This window comes from Frankia sp. Cppng1_Ct_nod, assembly GCF_920656135.1.
Lineage (GTDB): Bacteria > Actinomycetota > Actinomycetes > Frankiales > Frankiaceae > Protofrankia > Protofrankia meridionalis.
The window spans coordinates 23,395-40,808 of the sequence record NZ_CAKKTK010000027.1 but is presented as its reverse complement, the minus strand read 5'-3'; the positions used below and the strand labels follow the sequence as shown (position 1 = coordinate 40,808).

The 17,414-nt window shown below is 68.2% G+C and carries 20 protein-coding genes and 1 tRNA gene; 18 read left to right on the top strand and 3 right to left on the bottom strand.

Translation table 11 applies throughout. The annotated features are described in order from the left end of the window. Window positions 1-11: 11 nt before the first annotated feature. On the bottom strand, window positions 12-650 hold the full coding sequence (locus tag NBW77_RS10445) for a phosphate signaling complex PhoU family protein (protein WP_250279630.1): 639 nt from the start codon (window positions 648-650) through the stop codon (window positions 12-14). 415 nt (window positions 651-1,065) lie between these two features. Here NBW77_RS10445 and NBW77_RS10440 point away from each other — a divergent pair, with 415 nt between their 5' ends. Then, window positions 1,066-1,839 carry a hypothetical protein gene (locus NBW77_RS10440; RefSeq protein WP_250279629.1) on the top strand — a complete coding sequence of 258 codons (774 nt, stop codon included), beginning with the start codon at window positions 1,066-1,068 and terminating at the stop codon, window positions 1,837-1,839. 238 nt (window positions 1,840-2,077) lie between these two features. Then, window positions 2,078-3,592 (top strand): lipase family protein, encoded by a 1,515-nt coding sequence (locus NBW77_RS10435; protein WP_131747596.1) that lies wholly within the window; start codon window positions 2,078-2,080, stop codon window positions 3,590-3,592. A 68-nt stretch (window positions 3,593-3,660) separates the two neighbouring features. Here NBW77_RS10435 and NBW77_RS10430 read toward each other — a convergent pair whose 3' ends face one another. Together NBW77_RS10430 and NBW77_RS10425 are read right to left on the bottom strand one after the other, a co-directional pair. Beyond that, window positions 3,661-4,524: an acyl-CoA thioesterase gene (locus NBW77_RS10430; RefSeq protein ID WP_131747595.1), complete on the bottom strand. Its 864-nt coding sequence runs from the start codon at window positions 4,522-4,524 to the stop codon at window positions 3,661-3,663. 183 nt (window positions 4,525-4,707) lie between these two features. Next, window positions 4,708-4,780: transfer RNA gene (locus NBW77_RS10425), tRNA-Asn, on the bottom strand. Window positions 4,781-5,004: 224 nt separating this feature from the next. On the opposite strand from NBW77_RS10425, the gene NBW77_RS10420 reads away from it, so the two are divergent. From NBW77_RS10420 to nusB, 16 genes are all read left to right on the top strand, one after another. Beyond that, on the top strand, window positions 5,005-5,292 hold the full coding sequence (locus NBW77_RS10420) for a hypothetical protein (protein ID WP_131747594.1): 288 nt from the start codon (window positions 5,005-5,007) through the stop codon (window positions 5,290-5,292). A gap of 9 nt (window positions 5,293-5,301) precedes the next feature. Further along, window positions 5,302-5,694 (top strand): winged helix-turn-helix transcriptional regulator, encoded by a 393-nt coding sequence (locus NBW77_RS10415; RefSeq protein WP_349816991.1) that lies wholly within the window; start codon window positions 5,302-5,304, stop codon window positions 5,692-5,694. 229 nt (window positions 5,695-5,923) lie between these two features. Further along, window positions 5,924-6,958: an MHYT domain-containing protein gene (locus NBW77_RS10410; RefSeq protein ID WP_131747593.1), complete on the top strand. Its 1,035-nt coding sequence runs from the start codon at window positions 5,924-5,926 to the stop codon at window positions 6,956-6,958. Further along, entirely contained in the window at window positions 6,959-8,410 is a 1,452-nt protein-coding gene (locus NBW77_RS10405; RefSeq protein WP_131747592.1) for a replication-associated recombination protein A, read from the top strand. A gap of 175 nt (window positions 8,411-8,585) precedes the next feature. After that, entirely contained in the window at window positions 8,586-9,074 is a 489-nt protein-coding gene (locus NBW77_RS10400; protein ID WP_131747591.1) for a DUF948 domain-containing protein, read from the top strand. Then, window positions 9,074-9,325, top strand: coding sequence for a hypothetical protein (locus NBW77_RS10395; protein WP_131747590.1), 252 nt, complete (start codon window positions 9,074-9,076; stop codon window positions 9,323-9,325). Before NBW77_RS10400 ends, NBW77_RS10395 begins: the two co-directional genes overlap by 1 nt. Window positions 9,326-9,358: 33 nt before the next feature. Beyond that, window positions 9,359-9,853, top strand: a complete 495-nt coding sequence (gene ruvX / locus NBW77_RS10390; RefSeq protein ID WP_131747589.1) for a Holliday junction resolvase RuvX — start codon at window positions 9,359-9,361, stop codon at window positions 9,851-9,853. Continuing rightward, window positions 9,850-11,004 carry an endolytic transglycosylase MltG gene (gene mltG / locus NBW77_RS10385; protein WP_131747588.1) on the top strand — a complete coding sequence of 385 codons (1,155 nt, stop codon included), beginning with the start codon at window positions 9,850-9,852 and terminating at the stop codon, window positions 11,002-11,004. Before ruvX ends, mltG begins: the two co-directional genes overlap by 4 nt. After that, on the top strand, window positions 11,001-12,011 hold the full coding sequence (locus NBW77_RS10380) for a shikimate dehydrogenase family protein (RefSeq protein ID WP_349816990.1): 1,011 nt from the start codon (window positions 11,001-11,003) through the stop codon (window positions 12,009-12,011). The genes mltG and NBW77_RS10380 overlap by 4 nt, the downstream gene beginning before the upstream one ends. Next, on the top strand, window positions 12,008-12,679 hold the full coding sequence (locus NBW77_RS10375; RefSeq protein ID WP_131747587.1) for a prepilin peptidase: 672 nt from the start codon (window positions 12,008-12,010) through the stop codon (window positions 12,677-12,679). The genes NBW77_RS10380 and NBW77_RS10375 overlap by 4 nt, the downstream gene beginning before the upstream one ends. 139 nt (window positions 12,680-12,818) lie before the next feature. Next, window positions 12,819-14,033, top strand: a complete 1,215-nt coding sequence (gene aroC / locus NBW77_RS10370) for a chorismate synthase (RefSeq protein ID WP_250279628.1) — start codon at window positions 12,819-12,821, stop codon at window positions 14,031-14,033. Window positions 14,034-14,090: 57 nt separating this feature from the next. Then, a complete protein-coding gene (locus NBW77_RS10365; protein ID WP_349816989.1) occupies window positions 14,091-14,636 on the top strand; it encodes a shikimate kinase in 546 nt (181 codons plus the stop codon). After that, window positions 14,633-15,745 (top strand): 3-dehydroquinate synthase, encoded by a 1,113-nt coding sequence (gene aroB / locus NBW77_RS10360; RefSeq protein ID WP_131747586.1) that lies wholly within the window; start codon window positions 14,633-14,635, stop codon window positions 15,743-15,745. Before NBW77_RS10365 ends, aroB begins: the two co-directional genes overlap by 4 nt. 54 nt (window positions 15,746-15,799) lie before the next feature. Beyond that, the gene (locus NBW77_RS10355; RefSeq protein WP_131747585.1) at window positions 15,800-16,264 is read left to right on the top strand and encodes a type II 3-dehydroquinate dehydratase; all 465 of its coding nucleotides are present in this window, start codon (window positions 15,800-15,802) and stop codon (window positions 16,262-16,264) included. Window positions 16,265-16,366: 102 nt separating this feature from the next. Then, entirely contained in the window at window positions 16,367-16,930 is a 564-nt protein-coding gene (efp, locus tag NBW77_RS10350) for an elongation factor P (RefSeq protein ID WP_131747584.1), read from the top strand. Then, window positions 16,927-17,340, top strand: a complete 414-nt coding sequence (nusB, locus tag NBW77_RS10345; RefSeq protein WP_131747583.1) for a transcription antitermination factor NusB — start codon at window positions 16,927-16,929, stop codon at window positions 17,338-17,340. Before efp ends, nusB begins: the two co-directional genes overlap by 4 nt. The last annotated feature ends 74 nt before the right edge of the window (window positions 17,341-17,414 follow it).

Here is a 17,414-nt window from a genome sequence, read left to right as displayed (position 1 = left end):
CGCGATGAGGGCTACGGGACGCCGGGGTGGACGCGGCCGAGTTGCCGGGCGGCGGTGACGGCCTGGTCGGCGAAGCGTTCGTAGTAGCGGGACAGCAGGGTCAGGTCGACGGCGGCCTGGATCCCGTGTGGCCAGGCAGGGTCGGTCAGGGTTGCCAGCAGCTGCCGGTGTATCTGATCGATATGGTCGTCGGCGTTCTCCATCCGCCGCGCTGCTGTCGGATCGTCGTTGACGATCGCGGCGGCGAGCCGGCGGGCGAGGTCGGCGCTCAGGCCGCCGAGGCGGGCGACGGTGGGGCGTAGCGGGGCCGGGACCACGGGGGAAGGCGTTCGTAGGTCGGCGGTGGCGGCGATGTGATCGGCAAGCTCCCCCATCCGTTCCACCGTTCCGGCGATCCGCAGCATCGCGACGACCAGGTGCAGATCCCCGGCCACCGGGCTCTGGCGGGCCAGCAGCACGACCATCTTGTCGTCCAGTTTCCGGCAGTGGTCTCGTAGGCGTTGTACGGCGGTGTGCACGTCGCTGCTCCGGACCCGGTCGCAGACCGAACCGGCCACCGTCGCGGTCGCACTCGTTACGATGTGGCTGGCCTCACTCGCCAGCTGGCCCAGAACCACACGTAGTTGCACCAGCTCGGCGGTGTATGCCAACCGATGCGGTCCCGGAATCTCCACATCTACAGTGTCCGCCTTTCCACCCGTACGAGAGCGCTCCGTCGAGGTCGCGTCCTGGTTACCCGTGTTCTGGTGACACCCGGATGCCCTGGTAGCGCCCGGCCGTTGCGTCCCGGTCGCCGTGGCGTGATGTACCTCACTGATTGAGTGGTTCGGCCCTGCCGAATCAGCGGTGGCAGGACCGTGAGGTCCGCTCGAAGGAGTGTCTGATGATGCGACGGATCCTGGCTGGGACGCGGTGACGTTTCTACGCACATCTACGCGTGAAGGGCAGGCTGTCGGTCGGGCGGCCGGGATACCCGCCCACGTCGTCCCGGATCCCCTGCGGTCGGATCCCCTGCGGTCGGATCCGGACCGCGCCGCAGGTGGTCGGACTGCCCAGGCACTCCGGATGCTGGTCTCCCATGACATCGCGGTTGCGGTTGTGGTTGTTGTCTGGATACCGTCCATACTTCTGCTGGACGTCAACTCGGGTGTGTGGCACCAACGTGCCCTGGGCGTGTTCACCTGGATCGTGCTGGTCCTGTTGCTGCGTTCGGAGAGTTCGGCGACGCGTGCCCAGATCGCCGTGGTCGTAGCATTTGCGACAGTGGTCGAGTATGCATTCTCTCCGACCCTGGGTGTCTACACATATCGCTTGCACAACGTTCCGGCCTTCGTGCCGCCAGGGCATGGTCTGGTGTATCTCGGTGCGCTTGCGCTCGGGCGGTCACGACTGTTCGGAGCGGCCCGCGGCGTACTCGTGGCGGGCACCGTCGTGATCGGCGGTGTCTACTCCTTCTGGGGACTTTTTCTCAGTGGTCGGCCGGATGCACTCGGCGCTTTCTGGTTCGGTTGCCTCGTCCTTTTCCTGTGGCGTGGGCGACAGCCACTCGTATACGTCGGCGCTTTTCTGATAGTCACCTATCTTGAGCAGCTCGGTACAGCCCTGGGAACCTGGGCCTGGTCATCGCATGACCCGACCGGCCTGGTGTCGATGGGAAACCCGCCGAGCGGAGCAGCCGGCGGGTACGGTTTTTTTGATGCCGCGGCGCTGGCCGCGGCACCGGCAATCATGGTAGTGATCCGGCGCTGCCGTGCCGGCAACTCCGATGGAAATCCGGAATTCCGGACCAAGGATGCTCCTCGTCGATCGGAGTGCGGGCAACGGCCACCTCTTGCATAATCGGTGTGGTTGTCGATCCCGAATAGTTGTCGCCGCGGAGTGTGGTTTGGGATGGTCAGGATTGTCGACTGCCCGGATCGGGAGCGTCGGGTGCTGCCTGGCCGTAGCTGTGAGGAGCCTTTCTCGACGGGTATCTTCGCGGATCCCCGCCCGCGGGCGATGACAGTCATGTGACCCTCACAAACAACGCCATGACGGCACGGATAATTGCCCCCAAGCGCGAGAAGTGAGGCTTACCATGACCGTCTATCCTGATATTATGGATGATTTCCTGGACCCCCATGCGAACGACGATCCGGCGATTCCGGGCTCCGTCACACAGACGCTCGCCACGTGCGCGGCGTACGCGTACTCGGATCAGGACGTCCTGGCGGAGCGGATGGTGGAAATGGGGTTTGTGGACAGTCACTGCCTCATGATCTCCAGAACGGTCGACGTACTGTTGGTCGACTCACACGCGGTTCTGGTCCAGAGCGCGGACGGCAGGGTCGTGATCCTGTGTTATCGGGGCATCTCGCCGCTGAAGCCCATCGACTGGCTCACCGACGTCGACGTCGAACCCGAAAGAGTAGTTCTGCCGAACCTTCCGGGGGACGGCGACAAGTTCGTCCATCAGGGGTTCTACGGTAATACACGTGCGACATTCGACCACGTGGTGAAGTCCCTGCGGCGGGCGGTGAACGGGCAGTCGGTTGACGCAAACAGACCCGACCCGGAAAACAGCCTTGAAGCGCTCTACATCACCGGGCATGGCCTGGGCGGGGCGATGGCCGCGATGGCGGCCGTCATGCTGACGACAGATCCCGCCTATCATGACATCGCAGGCAGGCTCAGAGCCGTCTACACGTTCGGCCAGCCCATGGTTGGGGATCATGCGTTTGCCAAGGCCTGTGACCGGATCAGGTTCCTCCGGGACAACCGGCTGGAACTCCTCAGGGACAATTTCATCCGGTACATCTACGACCGCGATGTCGTCCCCCACCTCCCGCCGCGCGCATCGGGTAGATTCGCCCACTTCGGTCGCGAGTTCCGGTACCCGGTCAGCGGGAATATCGTTGCGAATATCGGGCAGCGCCGGTTCAACTCCTGGGTGCCCGGCATGGCCGTCAGAATGGTTCCAGACCGCCTCGACATCAGGGTGCTCGGCCGGGGAGTGACGATACGGCCGCAGTCCCCGTTCCCGGTCGTGCAGCCGAACAATCAGGACCTGAACGGCCGTTGGACCGACCAGCTACCGCCGGCGCAACAGGTTCCGGCGCTCTGGCAGCTCATCGAGCCCCTGATCGACTTCATGGCAGGAAAGATCAAGCTACTCCGCGATGTACCGTTCACGTACTCACTGGACGATCATTTCCCGTTGCACTACATCACCGCGCTGACCCCGGAGGGGCAGCGGAACCTGTTCGAGATGGTGCGTACCGGTAAGCCGCCGGTCGGAGCCTCCTGGCGAGCGCCCGCCGCCGCTGTCACCGCCGGTCCTGCGATCGTCGGCGAGCAGCTGCCGGTGAACTACACCGGGCCGCTCGCGGGCAGGGGCGCGGACATCACGATGCACTGGGGTACCACCGACGGGGGCAGCTCCAACTGGCGGAATATCCAGAGCACCATGATGAGCCGGCGGAACGGCTCATGGATGGCGCAGATCCCACAGGTTCCCGCCGACGCCGATCTGAAAATGACCTTCCGCAACAACAACGGTGACTGGGACAACAACAACGGTGCGGAATACGGACTGACGATCAGCAATCCCTGATCCTGGAGCTGAGTCGGCAGCGCGGGCGGGACGAGCGGGCGGGATGGCTGTCTCGTCCCGCCCGCTCGTCACGGCCGGGGAATCCGAGCCGGGGGGAGCAGTTTGGCGGACTGGCTGGCGATCGCCAGCAGCTGTCCGCCCTGGTCGAAGATCCGGGCGTTGACCTGCGCGACGTTGCGTGTCACGGCATCGACCCGAGCGTCGACCAGCACCCAGTCGCTCTGCGTGATTCGCCCGACCCGGAGGCTGTTGTCCAGGCTCAGGGTGTACACCGGTTCGGTCACCGCCATGGTGACGGCGGCCGGGGCCAGATCCGCGAGGATCGCCAGCGACACCGACGAGGTCACCAGGGGCTGACGTAGCCGTGCCCACAACATGCAGTGACCCGAACCCGGGTTGCTGCCCGGCGTCGGGTCCAGCGGACGTGCCCATCGCTGCTCGATCTGGCTGAGCATCCCCTGCATCGGGCGTCCGAGACCGGTGGTGGACCGCGCGGGGCAGTCCTGCGGGGGTGGTATTTCCTCGGGCGCCGTGGTGAACTGTCGGCCATGGTCCGGGCGACCACCGAAGGTGCCCATGGCCAGCAACGCGAGCCGCCCGTCGACGGTGCCACGTACGGATGCCTGCGACAGGCTCCGCCCGTGCTGGCCCACGTCGAGGTGCAGGTCCAGCCGTTCTCCGACGGTTATGGGGGAGATGTACTGGACGGTCGCCCACAGGCAGCTCCGGTCGAGGACGGTCTCGCCGACGGTCATCGCCACGGCCAACCCGCAACCACCCCACAGCGTCCCGCCGGAGTTGAGTAGCCGCTGGTCGACGACGAGGCTGCCGCCTGCGGCCGAGGCGTCGACCGTCAGCCCGAGCATCCTGTGCGCGGTTGCCGTATCCGGCTCGTCGCCTCCGTCGGTGCGGACTCCCAGCTCGGCGGTCATGCCCTCACTCTTCCAGAGCGCCTGCCGTGCGGCGGACCCAGCGGACCGGAAGCCAACAGGAGCCGACCGGCGGTGATCGTGATTGGCGAGGCCGTCAACCCGCCGGACGAACTGCCGAAGGACGTCCAGGGGCGAGGGCGGGAGCGAAGAAATGATCACGAGAAATCGAAAACCCTGACAGTGCTCCCGCGACAGGACTCGAACCTGTAACCTGCCGGTTAACAGCCGGACGCTCTGCCAATTGAGCTACGCGGGACCGTGGCATACCAAGACGTCGTACCCCAGACCGTGTTCCTCAGGTCGTGTTCCTCAGGTCGTGTTGATATTGCTTGGACCATGTCAGTCCAGATCATGGGGCTCCAGCACCTGGCCTCGTAAGACTACCTGAGGTTCGCCGGGACGGTTCGATGGGGTACTAATCATCCAGTCGGCCAGCGAACGGACCGCGGCTCACGGCACCGGTACCCAGCAGGAGGCGCCATGCACTTCAGGCCCAGTTTCATCGTCGGCTTCGGGTTCGGCTACCTGCTGGGCGCGCGGGCAGGCCGTGAGCGCTATGACGTGATCATGCGCCAGGTACGCGCCGTCCGGGAGCGCCCGGAGGTGCAGAGCGCGGCCGGTGTCGTCTCGGCCCAGGCGAGCGGCTTCGTGGAAAGGGTTCGCCAGACGGTCGGAGGCAGAGGTGGCCGTGGGTCGTCCACCGGGTACTTCGCCGGCACGGTCGGAGCGCACAGTTCCAACGGCTCCGGTGCGGTCCACACGTCCTGAGCGGCGGTCGTGCCCGAGCCACGTCAGCGGATGACGCGTGACGGCCCGTCGGCGGCCGGGCCGTCCCAGGAGCCTGCGGCACTGTCCGATGTGATCGACCTGCTCGCGCGGCGCCATGCGCTGCCGGCCTTCTGGAGCCTGCGGGAGGGCCCGGCGGCGTTTCGTGCTCTCGCCCTGCGCCTGGACGTACCTCAACCCCAGTTGACACAGCGGCTCCGGGAACTGCGCGAGGCCGGGATCGTCGAGGTGGACGAGGCCGGTGACTACCGCCTCACCGTGCACGGGCGGCGCCTGCAGGGAGTGCTCGAACCTGTCGAGGCGTGGGCGGGGGAGTGGGCGCGGCTGAGCCCACGCGGGCGGGTCCCACGCGGGTCGGCGACCCGCGGCCGCGGGGAACCGTGAGCGGCGCTGGCAAAGAAGCACATCCTGTCCCGCGGGCAGTGTTACCAACCCTGGGCGGCCGGTGGCCGCCTTGCGAGTCGGACAATCCGGTCGTCGACATCCTGGGTATGTCCGTTGTGCCCTTATAGGGTTATATCAAAATAATTGATAATTTTGGTAGAAAAAAGTGACTTTCATCCCATTGCATGTTAAGTATGACGTCTTCGTCGGCTTCGGATGGGGGAAGGTCATGGGCGTTGCGGCAGGGGTGCATCACGCGGCCCAGTACGATGCGCTTTTCGTCGGCGTGTCTGTTGCGCTGTCGGTGGTGGGGTCGTTTGCGGCCGTGGTCAGTGCATTGCGCATCCCGGTGAGTGAGGGGCCCGACCGGCTGCGTTGGACGGCGGCCGCCGCCGTGTCGCTCGGCGGCGGCGCGATCTGGGCCATGCACTTCATGGGCATGGCCGCCTATCACGTCGCCGGTGTGGACATCAGCTACGACATCCTGCTGACCGCGCTGTCGTTCGTCATCGCGGTCGGTGTCTCGGGACTTGGTCTGATCATTGTCGGACGGGATCCCCGCAGTGTGTCCAGACTGACGCTCGGTGGGTTCGTGGCCGGTCTCGGTGTCGCGGCGATGCACTACACCGGCATGGCCGCCATGCGGATGGGCGCTACCGTCACCTACGATCCGACGCTCGTGGGGGTCTCGGTCGTCATCGCCGTGTTCGCCGCCCTGGCCGCGCTGTGGATCCTCTTCCGGGTACAGAGAAAGATCCACATATTTGTCGCGTCGCTGGTGATGGCGCTGGCCGTGTGCGGCATGCACTACACGGGGATGGCCGCCACCCAGATGGTCGCCACGAACGACATATCGGATGTGTCCCGGGGGGTGGACCCGGTGACGCTGAGCCTTGCCGTGTGTGTCCTGACGTTCTCGATCCTGGCCGTTGTCATCTTCTCGGCCCTCGGGGGCGTGAGCGAGATCGACATCTTCAGTCTCGCCGCCGCTCGTCCGGCATCGGCATCGGGACCGGCACCGGCCGCAAGCCCCATGTCGAACGTGGCGTGGGACCCAGCGCCGCACGCCCGCCGTGCCACGGTGCAGCCCGAGGAGGTCGAGCGCAGCGGTCAGGGCCGCGAACGAGGCGAACGAGGCGAACGAGACCAGAGCCGTAACCCGGATCGCCAGGGACACCGCAGGGCCCGGGGTACCCAACCCGTGTCCGCACGGGAAGAGCCGCCCGTCACCGCCAACCCGCGAGGCAGGTCATACGGTAGGTAGGTGAGCCTGTTCGACGCGGGGCTCGAGCGGACCCTCGCGACGTCGGGTCCCCTCGCAGCTCGGCTTCGCCCCCGTACTCTTGACGATCTCGTCGGACAACGCCACCTCCTGGGCTCGGGTAGCCCGCTGCGGCGTCTGGTGGAGGGTGGCGGTACCACCTCGGTTCTGTTGTGGGGGCCGCCCGGCACCGGCAAGACGACGTTGGCGCACATCATCTCCAGCTCGGGTGGACGCCGATACCGTGAGCTGTCCGCGGTGACCGCCGGCGTGAAGGACGTCCGGGCGGTGATCGACGAGGCGCGTGACACTCTCGGATTGTCCGGTGTTCGTACCGTGCTCTTCATCGACGAGGTTCACCGTTTCACCAGAACCCAGCAGGACGCGTTGCTGCCCGCGGTGGAGAACGGCCTCGTCACACTGGTCGCCGCGACCACCGAGAATCCCTTCTTCTCCGTGGTGGCGCCGCTGCTGTCCCGGTCGCTGCTGCTGACTTTGGAACCGCTCACCGATGACGACCTGAGAATCCTGATCGATCGGGCACTGCATGATCCGCGCGGCTACGGTGGCCGGTTGGCGATGGACCCTGACGCGGTCGCTCACCTGCTGAGGCTGGGCGGCGGTGACGCCCGTCGCGTGCTGACCGCGTTGCAGGCCGCCGGCGACGCCACGCTGGCAGCCGTGAAGGACGCCGTAAAGGACACGGCGAAGGAGTCCGACGATGCGGGCGTGGGTGGGATACCGGCGCGTGTTGGCCTCGCCACTCTCGAACAGGCGGTGAACCGGGCCGCGGTCCGGTACGACCGTGCCGGCGACCAGCACTACGACGTGGCGAGCGCCTTCATCAAGTCCATGCGTGGCGGGGACGTCGACGCCGCCCTGCACTACCTCGCGCGCATGCTGGACGCGGGGGAGGACCCCCGGTTCATCGCCCGGAGGATGATCATACTGGCCAGCGAGGACGTGGGGCTTGCCGAACCCGGAGCACTCGGCGTGGCCGTGGCCGCTGCACAGGCGCTGGAGATGGTGGGCCTTCCCGAAGCACGGCTCGCTCTCGCCCAGGCTGTGATTCATCTCGCGCTGGCACCGAAGTCCAACGCGGTGTTCAGGGCGATCGACGCGGCCGCCCGGGACGTCCGGACCGGGCGTGGTGGTCCTGTCCCGATCCATCTTCGTGACGCGCACTATCCGGGCGCCGGTAATCTTGGCCACGGTGGTGGCTATCGGTATCCCCACGATCACCCGGGTGGGGTGGTCGGCCAGCAGTACGCACCGGACTCCCTGGTCGGATCCGACTACTACCTGCCGAGCGAGCACGGATTCGAACTGCGGGCCTCACAGCGGTTGGCGTTCCTGCGGGCGACGCTGCGAGGCGCCGACGATCCGGCTGCCGCGCGCGATAGTGAGGACAAGCAGTCAGGGGCGAGTGACCACGAAGCTGGTCGCGCTCGGTAGGGTCGCTCCAGGAACGTCGGGTTGGAACGTCCACCGACCGCAACCGAGCGGTAGGCGCCGAGCTGACGCCACCAGCGACTGCTGGTTCTCCAGATACAGCACCGGCACAGAAGTACCTGCTGGGTCACGAAGGCACGGCCGGCTCACGGCCCATAACAGCGGAGGCGGAGCACACATGTCCGGTGGTGCGATCGCGGGACTGATCGCGGCGGGGGCGTTCTCCGTGCTCGTCCTGTTCGGCTGCTACGTGTTGTTCAAGCTCGGGAAGATCTTCGATGAGGCGGCCGCCCGGGTCCGCCAGACCGGCTTCGCCATCGACGAGGGCACCGCACGGGTGCGGCAGGCGGGCACGACCGTGGACGAGGTGAACGTGGCTCTCAGCCACGTAAACAAGGAACTCGACCGGGTCGACGCCATTACCGCGAACGTTCAGTCGATCTCGACGAACATCTCCTCGCTCACGTCGTTGTTCGCGGCGACGGTTGGTGGTCCGGTCGTCCGGGTCGCGGCGTTCACGTACGGGGTTCGGCGCGCGGCGGCCAAGCGGACCCGTGCCGAGGTCGAGTCACGGGTAGCGTCGGAGATCAAGGCTGACCGTGCGGCGCGGCGAACCCAGCGCCGCGCCGGAGCCTCCGCCGCCGGAGCCGAGAGGGGGGGCGCCTGATGCCACGGATGTTCTACATCGCCCTGGGCGCGGCTGTCGGCGTGGTCACCGTACGCCGGGCAGCCCGCACGCTGTCCTCGCTCACCCCGCAGCACATGGCCGGGTCTCTCGTACAGTCGGTGCAGGACTTCGTGGCCGACGTACGGGAAGGTATGGCCGAGCGGGAGGATGAACTTCGTCAGGCGCTCGGGTTGGACGACACCGACGACACCGACGACGTATCGGATCGCGCGGCGTCCCACCTGGTCTAGGGCATCGGCACCGACTGGTCTGCGGGTGGGTCGATGATTCGCCGGGCAGGCGTGCGCATAGGCGTCGACGTGGGCACGGTACGGGTGGGAGTTGCCGCGAGTGATTCCGACGCGATGATCGCGTTCCCGGTGGGAACGCTACGACGCGACCCCCGGATGCAGCGTGATCTCGAAGAGCTTGCAATTATTATTCGGGATCGTCGCGCTGTGGAGGTCGTGGTGGGTCTTCCGACACGGCTGTCCGGTGCGGAGGGGCCGGCGGCGCGCCAGGCTCGGGAATACGCCGATCTCCTCGCGGTGCGGGTGGCTCCTGTTCCGGTACGGCTTGTCGACGAGCGGATGACCACGGTTGTCGCTCACCGCCGGATGGCCGAAGGTGGCATGCGCGCGCGAGCCCGTCGTGGACTTGTCGACCAGGAGGCAGCTGTGCAGATCCTGCAGTCGGTGCTGGACGCACCACGTGGCGCGGACCCACCGGACCCGACGAAGGACGGCCCGGGGTCGGACCGACCCGCGGACAGCATGTGATCGACGACGATCTTGATGAACTGCTCGGAGAGGCGCCGCCTGATGGTGCCGGGCGCGGCCGGACCGGCCGGACCGGCCGGCGGGGAGGCCGCCGACACCGCGGAACCGTACCCAAGCTTATCGTCATTCTGGTCGTTGTGGCCGGAATCCTCGGTGGCGGGATTTACGGTGCAGGCAAGGTCATCGGACGCATCGCCGGTGGGGAGTCGGCTGCCGACTATGCCGGACCCGGTGACGGTTCGGTCATCATCCAGATCCAGGCCGGGTCGACCGCCCGCGACATCGCGCGGGTCCTCGCCTCCGCGGACGTCGTGCGGACTCCGGCGGCCTTCGTCGACGCGGCCGCGTCCGACGAGCGGTCGCGGTCCATCCAGCCCGGGTTCTACAAACTCCGGCAGCGGGAGCGCGCGGTCGACGCGCTCGCCACGCTGCTCGACGCCCGGTCCCACGCACTGTTCCGACTCACTATTTCCGAGGGCATGACCGCCCGGCAGGTGTTCACGACCCTTGCGGACCGTACGGGCCAGCCGATGTCGGCGATCGAGGACGTCGTGAAGCACCCGGCCCCGCTCCAACTGCCGTCGTATGCCACCGGTATCGAGGGTTACCTGTTTCCCTTCACCTACGACCTGCAGCCGGGCGCGTCGGTGGCCACCACGATGAAGATGTTCGTCGACAGGTTCAGGTCGGAGACGGCATCGCTCAACATCGAGGCCGGCTCGGCCGCTCTCGGGCGCAGCCCACAGGACGTCGTGACCATCGCCTCCATCATCGAACGGGAGGTGAAGAACCCGGATGAGGGGCCCAAGGTCGCACGGGTCATCTACAACCGGCTGGCCGACACGAGCGGAGCCTTCCGGCGCCTCGACCTGGACTCGACGACCCGATACGCACTCAACGAGTACGAGGGTCCGCTGACCCAGAGCCAGCTGAACGCCAACAACCCCTACAACACCCGCAAGGTGGCCGGACTGCCACCGGGCGCCATCTCCAACCCGGGCCGGTGGGCGTTGGAATCGGCCCTCCACCCGGCAGCGGGAAGCTGGATGTACTTCGTGTCCCTGCCGAAGTCCAATGTGACGATCTTCGCTACCACGGAACGGGAGTGGCAGGACGCGCTCGCGCGATACAAGTCCGAGGGCGGGTCGTGACCCGCTCCGGTGGTCGAGCGGACACCTGGCAGCCGCATGCCCGAGCCGCAGTCCTGGGAATGCCGATCACGCACTCGCTGTCACCCGTTCTGCACCGTGCGGCCTACGATGCGCTGGGGCTCGACTGGGACTACCGGGCCATCGAGTGTGACGAGATCGCGCTGGCGGATCTCCTCACCCGAGTCCGCACGGAACCCGGCTGGGTGGGTCTGTCACTGACGATGCCGCTCAAGACGGCCGTCCTGGCACTGCTCGACACGATCGATACCGACGCCGCAGCCATCGGCGCGGTCAACACCGTCGTCGTCCGGCGGGGCACGGACACCGGTTCGGACGTGCGCCTGGACGGCTTCAACACCGATGTCGCGGGTATCGCCCATGCCGTCACCGAGGTTCTCGGCGTCGGGGTGGCACCGGGTAACCCGCTCGTGCTCGGCGCCGGTGGCACCGCTCGGGCCGCGCTCGGGGCGCTCGCCGGACTCGGCGCCCACCGGGTTGACATCGCAGCCCGCCGGCCGCCGGCCGCCGTGCCCCTGGTCGATCTCGGCGTCGTACTCGGGCTTGCCGTCACGGTCCACCGGTGGGAGCCGTCGGGCTCGGGGTTGGCCCCGCGGACGGGAACGGCGGGCTTCCTAGGCGCCGCCGGCCCGGGTGGCGCTGACCTGGGCGGTGCCGATCCGGGTGGCGCTGACTTCGGCGCGGCCGATCTGGGGGCGGCGGACGTGGTCATAGCGACCACTCCGGCCGGCGCCACCGACGACCTCGCCCGATTCCCGTGGCCCGCGTCAACCGGGCTGGTCGAACTGCTGTACCACCCGTGGCCCACCCGCCTTGCCGCCGCGGCGCAGGCCGCCGGGGCTGCGGTTGCCGGGGGGCTGGTCGTGCTCGCGGCTCAGGCGGCCGGCCAGGTGCGGCTGTTCACCGGCGCCGAGGTGGACGTCGGTCTGCTCCTCGACGAGGGACAGCGCGCGCTGAGCGCCCGGGAGCCGGGGCGGACCGTCCGGTGAACGTTTCGGCGGCAGCGTCGGCGACCGTGATCGTCCTTGTCGCGCTGTGCGTCGTCCCGGCGCTGCCGTGGCTGGTGGGCGCCTTCGGCCCGCCCGACGGCGAATCGGTCCGCAGGCCGGTGCCCACCCGGGGGTCGCTGGGGGTGGTCACGGCCGCGGTCGTCGTCGCCTTCGCGGTGAAGCTGTCCGACCATGTGAGTTGGCTGCCGGCCTACGCCTACCTGGGGGTGGTCGGAGTAGCCCTCGCCGCCATCGACGCCCGGGTCCATCGACTGCCCGATGCGATCACATTGCCGTCCTATCCGGTACTCGCCGCGCTGTTCGGGCTTGCGGCCGTCTTGGACCGGGAGCCGGGACGCTGGTTACGCGGCGTCCTCGCGGCGGCGGTCGTGTCCGCGCTGTTCGCCGCGATCTGGGCGTTGCCGGGCGCAGGCCTCGGGTTCGGCGACGTGAAACTGTCCGGCCTGCTCGGCGGTGCCCTCGGGTGGCTCGGTGCATCGGCGGTCGTCGCGGGCCTGGCCGCGGGGATGATGCTCGCCGGCGGGTGGGCACTGCTTCTGCTGGTGACCGGACGGGCAGGTCCGCGCGCGCGGATCGCCTATGGGCCGTTTCTGCTCGCGGGCACCTTCGTCGGCATTCTGGCCTGGGGTGGCACTGGCTTCGCATGAATCCTCCGGGCCTCCGGCGGTGCCGGGAACAATGATCGCGCCGCTGTCGGCCTGGAGATGACCGTCGTTTTTCCGTGCCTCGGGTGGCCTTGGACGGTCTGACTCGTTCGAGTGTCCGGCAGCGTGGAAGACTGGCAGCATGGTGCGTTGGCTGACTGCCGGAGAGTCGCATGGCCCGGCGCTGGTGGCGACGGTCGAGGGCCTACCGGCGGGCATCCGCGTCTCCAGCTCCCAGATCGCAGACGAACTCGGGCGTCGGCGTCTCGGCCACGGGCGCGGTGCGCGGATGAGCTTCGAGCGTGACGAGGTCGAGCTGCTCGGCGGCATGCGCCACGGCCTCACCCTGGGCGGCCCGGTGAGCATCGTCATCCGTAACACCGAATGGCCGAAATGGCGCCAGGTCATGGCGCCGGACCCAATCGACGCCGAGGAGTTGGCGGGGCTGGCCCGTAACGCCCCGCTGACCCGGCCGAGGCCCGGCCACGCCGACCTGGCCGGGATGCAGAAGTACGGCTTCTCCGACGCCCGCCCCGTCCTTGAGCGCGCCAGTGCCCGGGAGACCGCCGCCCGGGTGGCTCTCGGTACGGTCGCGAAGGCCCTGCTGCGCCAGGCGTACGGCATCGAGGTCATCTCGCACGTGGTGGCCCTCGGTGGGGTGGAGGTACCGCCCGGCTCGCAGCCACCCCAGCCGGCGACGATGGACGCGGTGGACGCCGACCCGGTCCGTTGCGCGGATCCGGCGACCAGTATCGCGATGGTCGCGGAGATCGATGCCGCGCGCCGCGACGCCGACACCCTGGGCGGGATCGTGGAGGTCCTGGCCTATGGCTGCCCGCCGGGGCTCGGCAGCTACGTCCACGGCGACCGCCGTCTCGACGCGCGGATCGCCGGTGAGCTGATGGGCATCCAGGCGATCAAGGGCGTGGAGTTCGGGGACGGGTTCACCACGGCCCGGCGGCGCGGGTCGCAGGCTCACGACGAGATCGAACCACTGCCCGCCGGTCCCGGGAGTTCGGCGGGATCCGGGGTGTACCAGGTGCGCCGGGCCACCGACCGGGCCGGCGGTGTCGAGGGCGGGATGACCACCGGCGAGCCGTTGCGGGTGCGGGCCGCCATGAAACCGATCTCGACGTTGTCGCGGGCGCTGTCCACCATCGACGTCGCGACCGGGGAACAGGCGGTCGCGATCGCGCAGCGCTCCGACGTGTGCGCGGTGCCCGCGGCCGGAGTGGTCGCCGAGGCCATGGTCGCGTTGGTGATCGCGGACGCCGCGATGGAGAAGTTCGGCGGCGATTCGGTGGAGGAGTCCCGCCGCAACTGTGAGGCCTATCTGAAGTCTCTGATCGTCAGGTAGGGCGGTAGGAGCCGGTATGGTTATGGATGTTCTGGTGCCGGCTGCGGCCGGTGCGTCGTGACCGGTTCTGCGGGCGAGGTTGCCATGCTCGGCGCACGGCGACCGATCGTGGTTCTCGTGGGCCCGCCGGGGGCTGGGAAGACAACGATCGGGCAGTTGCTGGCGCGGCGCTGCGGCGCGGGTTTTCGTGACACCGACGGTGACGTCGAGGTCCACGCCGGGATGTCGGTCGCCGATGTCTTCGTCGAGCGTGGTGAGGACTACTTCCGGGCACTGGAACGGGACGCGGTCGCCCGCGCACTGGCCGAGCATGACGGGGTACTCGCCCTGGGCGGGGGCGCCGTGCTGGACCCTGCCACCCGGGCGTTGCTGCGCGGGCACACGGTCGTCCACCTCGACGTCGGGATCAGTGACGCGGTGAAGCGGGTCGGACTGGCCCGGGACCGTCCGCTGCTGGTCGAGGCGCCGCGCACCAAGATGGCCGCGATGCTGCGGGCCCGCGCCCCGCTGTACGCCGAAGTCGCGTCCGCGGTGGTGAGCACCGCCGGGCGCACACCCGAGGAGGTAGTCGAGTTGGTCGAGAAGCTGGTGGCTGCGCTGTGACGGTCTCGCCGGTGACGCGGATAGAGGTCACCCCGACCGGGGAGCGCCCCTACGGCGTCGTGGTCGGTGAGGGTCTGCTCGGGGAGCTCGCCGACCTGGTGGCCGGCCGGACCCGAGCCGCCGTCATCCACCCGCGTGCCCTGCGGGCCACCGCGGACGCGGTGGTCGCGGACCTGCGGGATTCGGCGAAGGTCGAGGCCCACGCCGTCGAGGTCCCCGACGGCGAGGAGGCCAAGCAGCTGCGCATCGCGGGCTTCTGCTGGGACGTCCTCGGCCAGGTCGGTTTCACCCGGGACGACGTGGTCGTCGGTCTCGGCGGCGGAGCCGCGACCGACCTCGCCGGGTTCGTCGCGGCTTCGTGGCTGCGTGGCGTGGACGTCGTGCAGGTCCCGACGACGATTCTGGGGATGGTGGACGCGGCTGTCGGTGGAAAGACCGGGATCGACATCGAGGCGGGCAAGAACCTCGTCGGCGCGTTCCACCATCCGCTCGCGGTGCTGTGTGACCTGGCGACCCTTCAGACCCTCCCGGCCAATGAGCGTGCCTCGGGCCTTGCCGAGGTGGTGAAGGCCGGTTTCATCGCCGATCCGGTCATCCTCGATCTGCTCGAGGAGGACCCGACGGGCGTGCTTCATCTGCGTGAGCTCGTCGAGCGGTCGATCAGGGTGAAGGCGGAGGTGGTCTCGGCCGACCCGAAGGAGGCCGGCCGGCGGGAGATCCTCAACTACGGGCACACCCTCGGGCATGCCATCGAGAAGGTCGAGGGTTTCACCTGGCGGCACGGTGCCGCGGTGTCCGTCGGGATGGTCTTCGCCGCGTCCCTGAGTCGGCTCGCGGTGGGGCTCGACGAGGCGACCGCGGACCGGCACCGCCAGCTGCTCGAACGCGTCGGCCTGCCCACCACCTACCGGGCGGACCGCTGGTCGGAGCTGCTCGACGCGATGCGGGTGGACAAGAAGAGCCGCGGTCGGCGGTTGCGGTTCGTCGTCCTGGACGGACCGGGCCGGCCCCGTACGCTGGACGATCCGGACCCGGCGCTGGTCGTGGCCGCGTTCTCGGAGGTGGCCCGGGAACTGTCCGATCTGCCGGATGCGGCGGGCCGGCTATGAGGTCCGGTTCATGAAGGTCCGATTCGTCAAGGTCCGATCGGTAAAGGTCCACTCATGAAGGTCATGGTGCTCAGCGGCGCCAATCTCGGCCGGTTGGGGCGGCGGGAACCCGCGGTGTACGGCAGCCGCGGCTACGATGATCTCGTGGCGGCCTGCCAGGAGCAGGCCGGCGAGCTCGGGCTGGAGGTGGACTGCCGGCAGACCGATGACGAGGCCACGATGCTCCGGTGGCTGCATGAGGCCGCGGACACCGCATCCGCGGTCGTATTGAACCCGGGTGCCTGGTCGCATTACTCGTATGCGTTGCGCGACGCGGCTGCGCAGGTCGAGGGCCTGCTCGTGGAGGTGCACCTGAGCCAGACCCACGCCCGGGAGCCGTTCCGGCATCACAGCGTGATCAGCGCGGTGGCGGTCGGCACCATCACTGGGCTCGGTTTCGACTCCTATCTCCTCGCGCTGCGGGTGATCGCCTCGAGGCTCTCGCGAGACCTCGGGGATCGGTCCGGTGCCGACGCGTAGGACGGCGTTCGGTGGTCAGGGCCGCCCACCCTATAGACTCTCGCGAGATCCCCCGTCAGTCGAACGGACCAACCTGCTGGTCCGGCTGGAGAGTTGTGCGCAGTGGCGACCACCAATGACCTGAAGAACGGCATGACACTCGACCTCGACGGCATCCTGTGGAACATTGTCGGGTTCCAGCACGTCAAGCCCGGAAAGGGCGGGGCGTTCGTTCGGACGACGTTGAAGAACGTCCTGACCGGCAAGGTTGTCGACCGAACGTTCAACGCCGGTGTGAAGGTCGAGGTGGCAACCGTCGACCGACGCGAGATGAGTTTTCTCTACCGCGACGGCGCCGACTTCGTCTTCATGGACAGCGAGTCGTTCGACCAGATCCCGATCCCGCCCGGAGTCGTCGGCGACGCCGCGAACTACATGCTGGAGAACACCACGGCGACGGTGGCGCTGCACGATGGCGCACCGCTCTACGTGGAGCTGCCCGCGAGCGTCGAACTGGTCATCGCCGCGACCGAGCCCGGGGTGCAGGGCGACCGCTCCACCGGTGGTAACAAGCCGGCGACGTTGGAGACCGGTGCGACGATCCAGGTGCCGTTGTTCCTCACCACGGGCGAGAAGGTGAAGGTCGACACCAGGGATGGTCGGTACCTCGGCCGGGTGACGAGCTGAGCGCCCGGTCGAAGGCGCGTAAGCGCGCCCTCGACATCCTCTATGAGGCGGACCTGCGCGGGAGCAGTTTCACCGAGACACTCGCCGCGCGGCTGGTCCAGTCCGATCCACCGGTGCCGGAATACGCGGTCAGCCTCGTCGAAGGTGTCGCCGAACGCCTCGCCGACATCGATGAGATGCTTTCCGACTATGCCGAGGAATGGACCCTCGAGCGTATGCCCGCGGTGGACCGCAACATCCTGCGGATCGGCGCGCTGGAACTGCTGTGGCGCGAGGACATCCCGGACGGGGTGGCCATCGACGAGGCCGTCGAACTCGCCAAGCTCGTTTCGACGGAACGGTCACCGGTCTTCGTCAACGGCCTGCTGGCCCGGTTGCTCGACCTGAAACTCGGACGGACGTCTCGCTAGCCGACGCCCGGGAAAGAGGCTGCGGGCAGCGTTCTCGCGCGTTTGCCGGAGGCTTCGGGCAGGCTCGTGAGGCC

Bases quoted from the DNA above. Each gene is read 5' to 3' on its own strand.
- NBW77_RS10440 (WP_250279629.1), top strand. From the start codon at position 1,066: ATGCTGGTCTCCCATGACATCGCGGTTGCGGTTGTGGTTGTTGTCTGG.
- NBW77_RS10435 (WP_131747596.1), top strand. From the start codon at position 2,078: ATGACCGTCTATCCTGATATTATGGATGATTTCCTGGACCCCCATGCG.
- NBW77_RS10430 (WP_131747595.1), bottom strand. From the start codon at position 4,524: ATGACCGCCGAGCTGGGAGTCCGCACCGACGGAGGCGACGAGCCGGAT.
- NBW77_RS10420 (WP_131747594.1), top strand. From the start codon at position 5,005: ATGCACTTCAGGCCCAGTTTCATCGTCGGCTTCGGGTTCGGCTACCTG.
- NBW77_RS10410 (WP_131747593.1), top strand. From the start codon at position 5,924: ATGGGCGTTGCGGCAGGGGTGCATCACGCGGCCCAGTACGATGCGCTT.
- NBW77_RS10400 (WP_131747591.1), top strand. From the start codon at position 8,586: ATGTCCGGTGGTGCGATCGCGGGACTGATCGCGGCGGGGGCGTTCTCC.
- NBW77_RS10395 (WP_131747590.1), top strand. From the start codon at position 9,074: ATGCCACGGATGTTCTACATCGCCCTGGGCGCGGCTGTCGGCGTGGTC.
- ruvX (WP_131747589.1), top strand. From the start codon at position 9,359: ATGATTCGCCGGGCAGGCGTGCGCATAGGCGTCGACGTGGGCACGGTA.
- aroC (WP_250279628.1), top strand. From the start codon at position 12,819: ATGGTGCGTTGGCTGACTGCCGGAGAGTCGCATGGCCCGGCGCTGGTG.
- NBW77_RS10355 (WP_131747585.1), top strand. From the start codon at position 15,800: ATGAAGGTCATGGTGCTCAGCGGCGCCAATCTCGGCCGGTTGGGGCGG.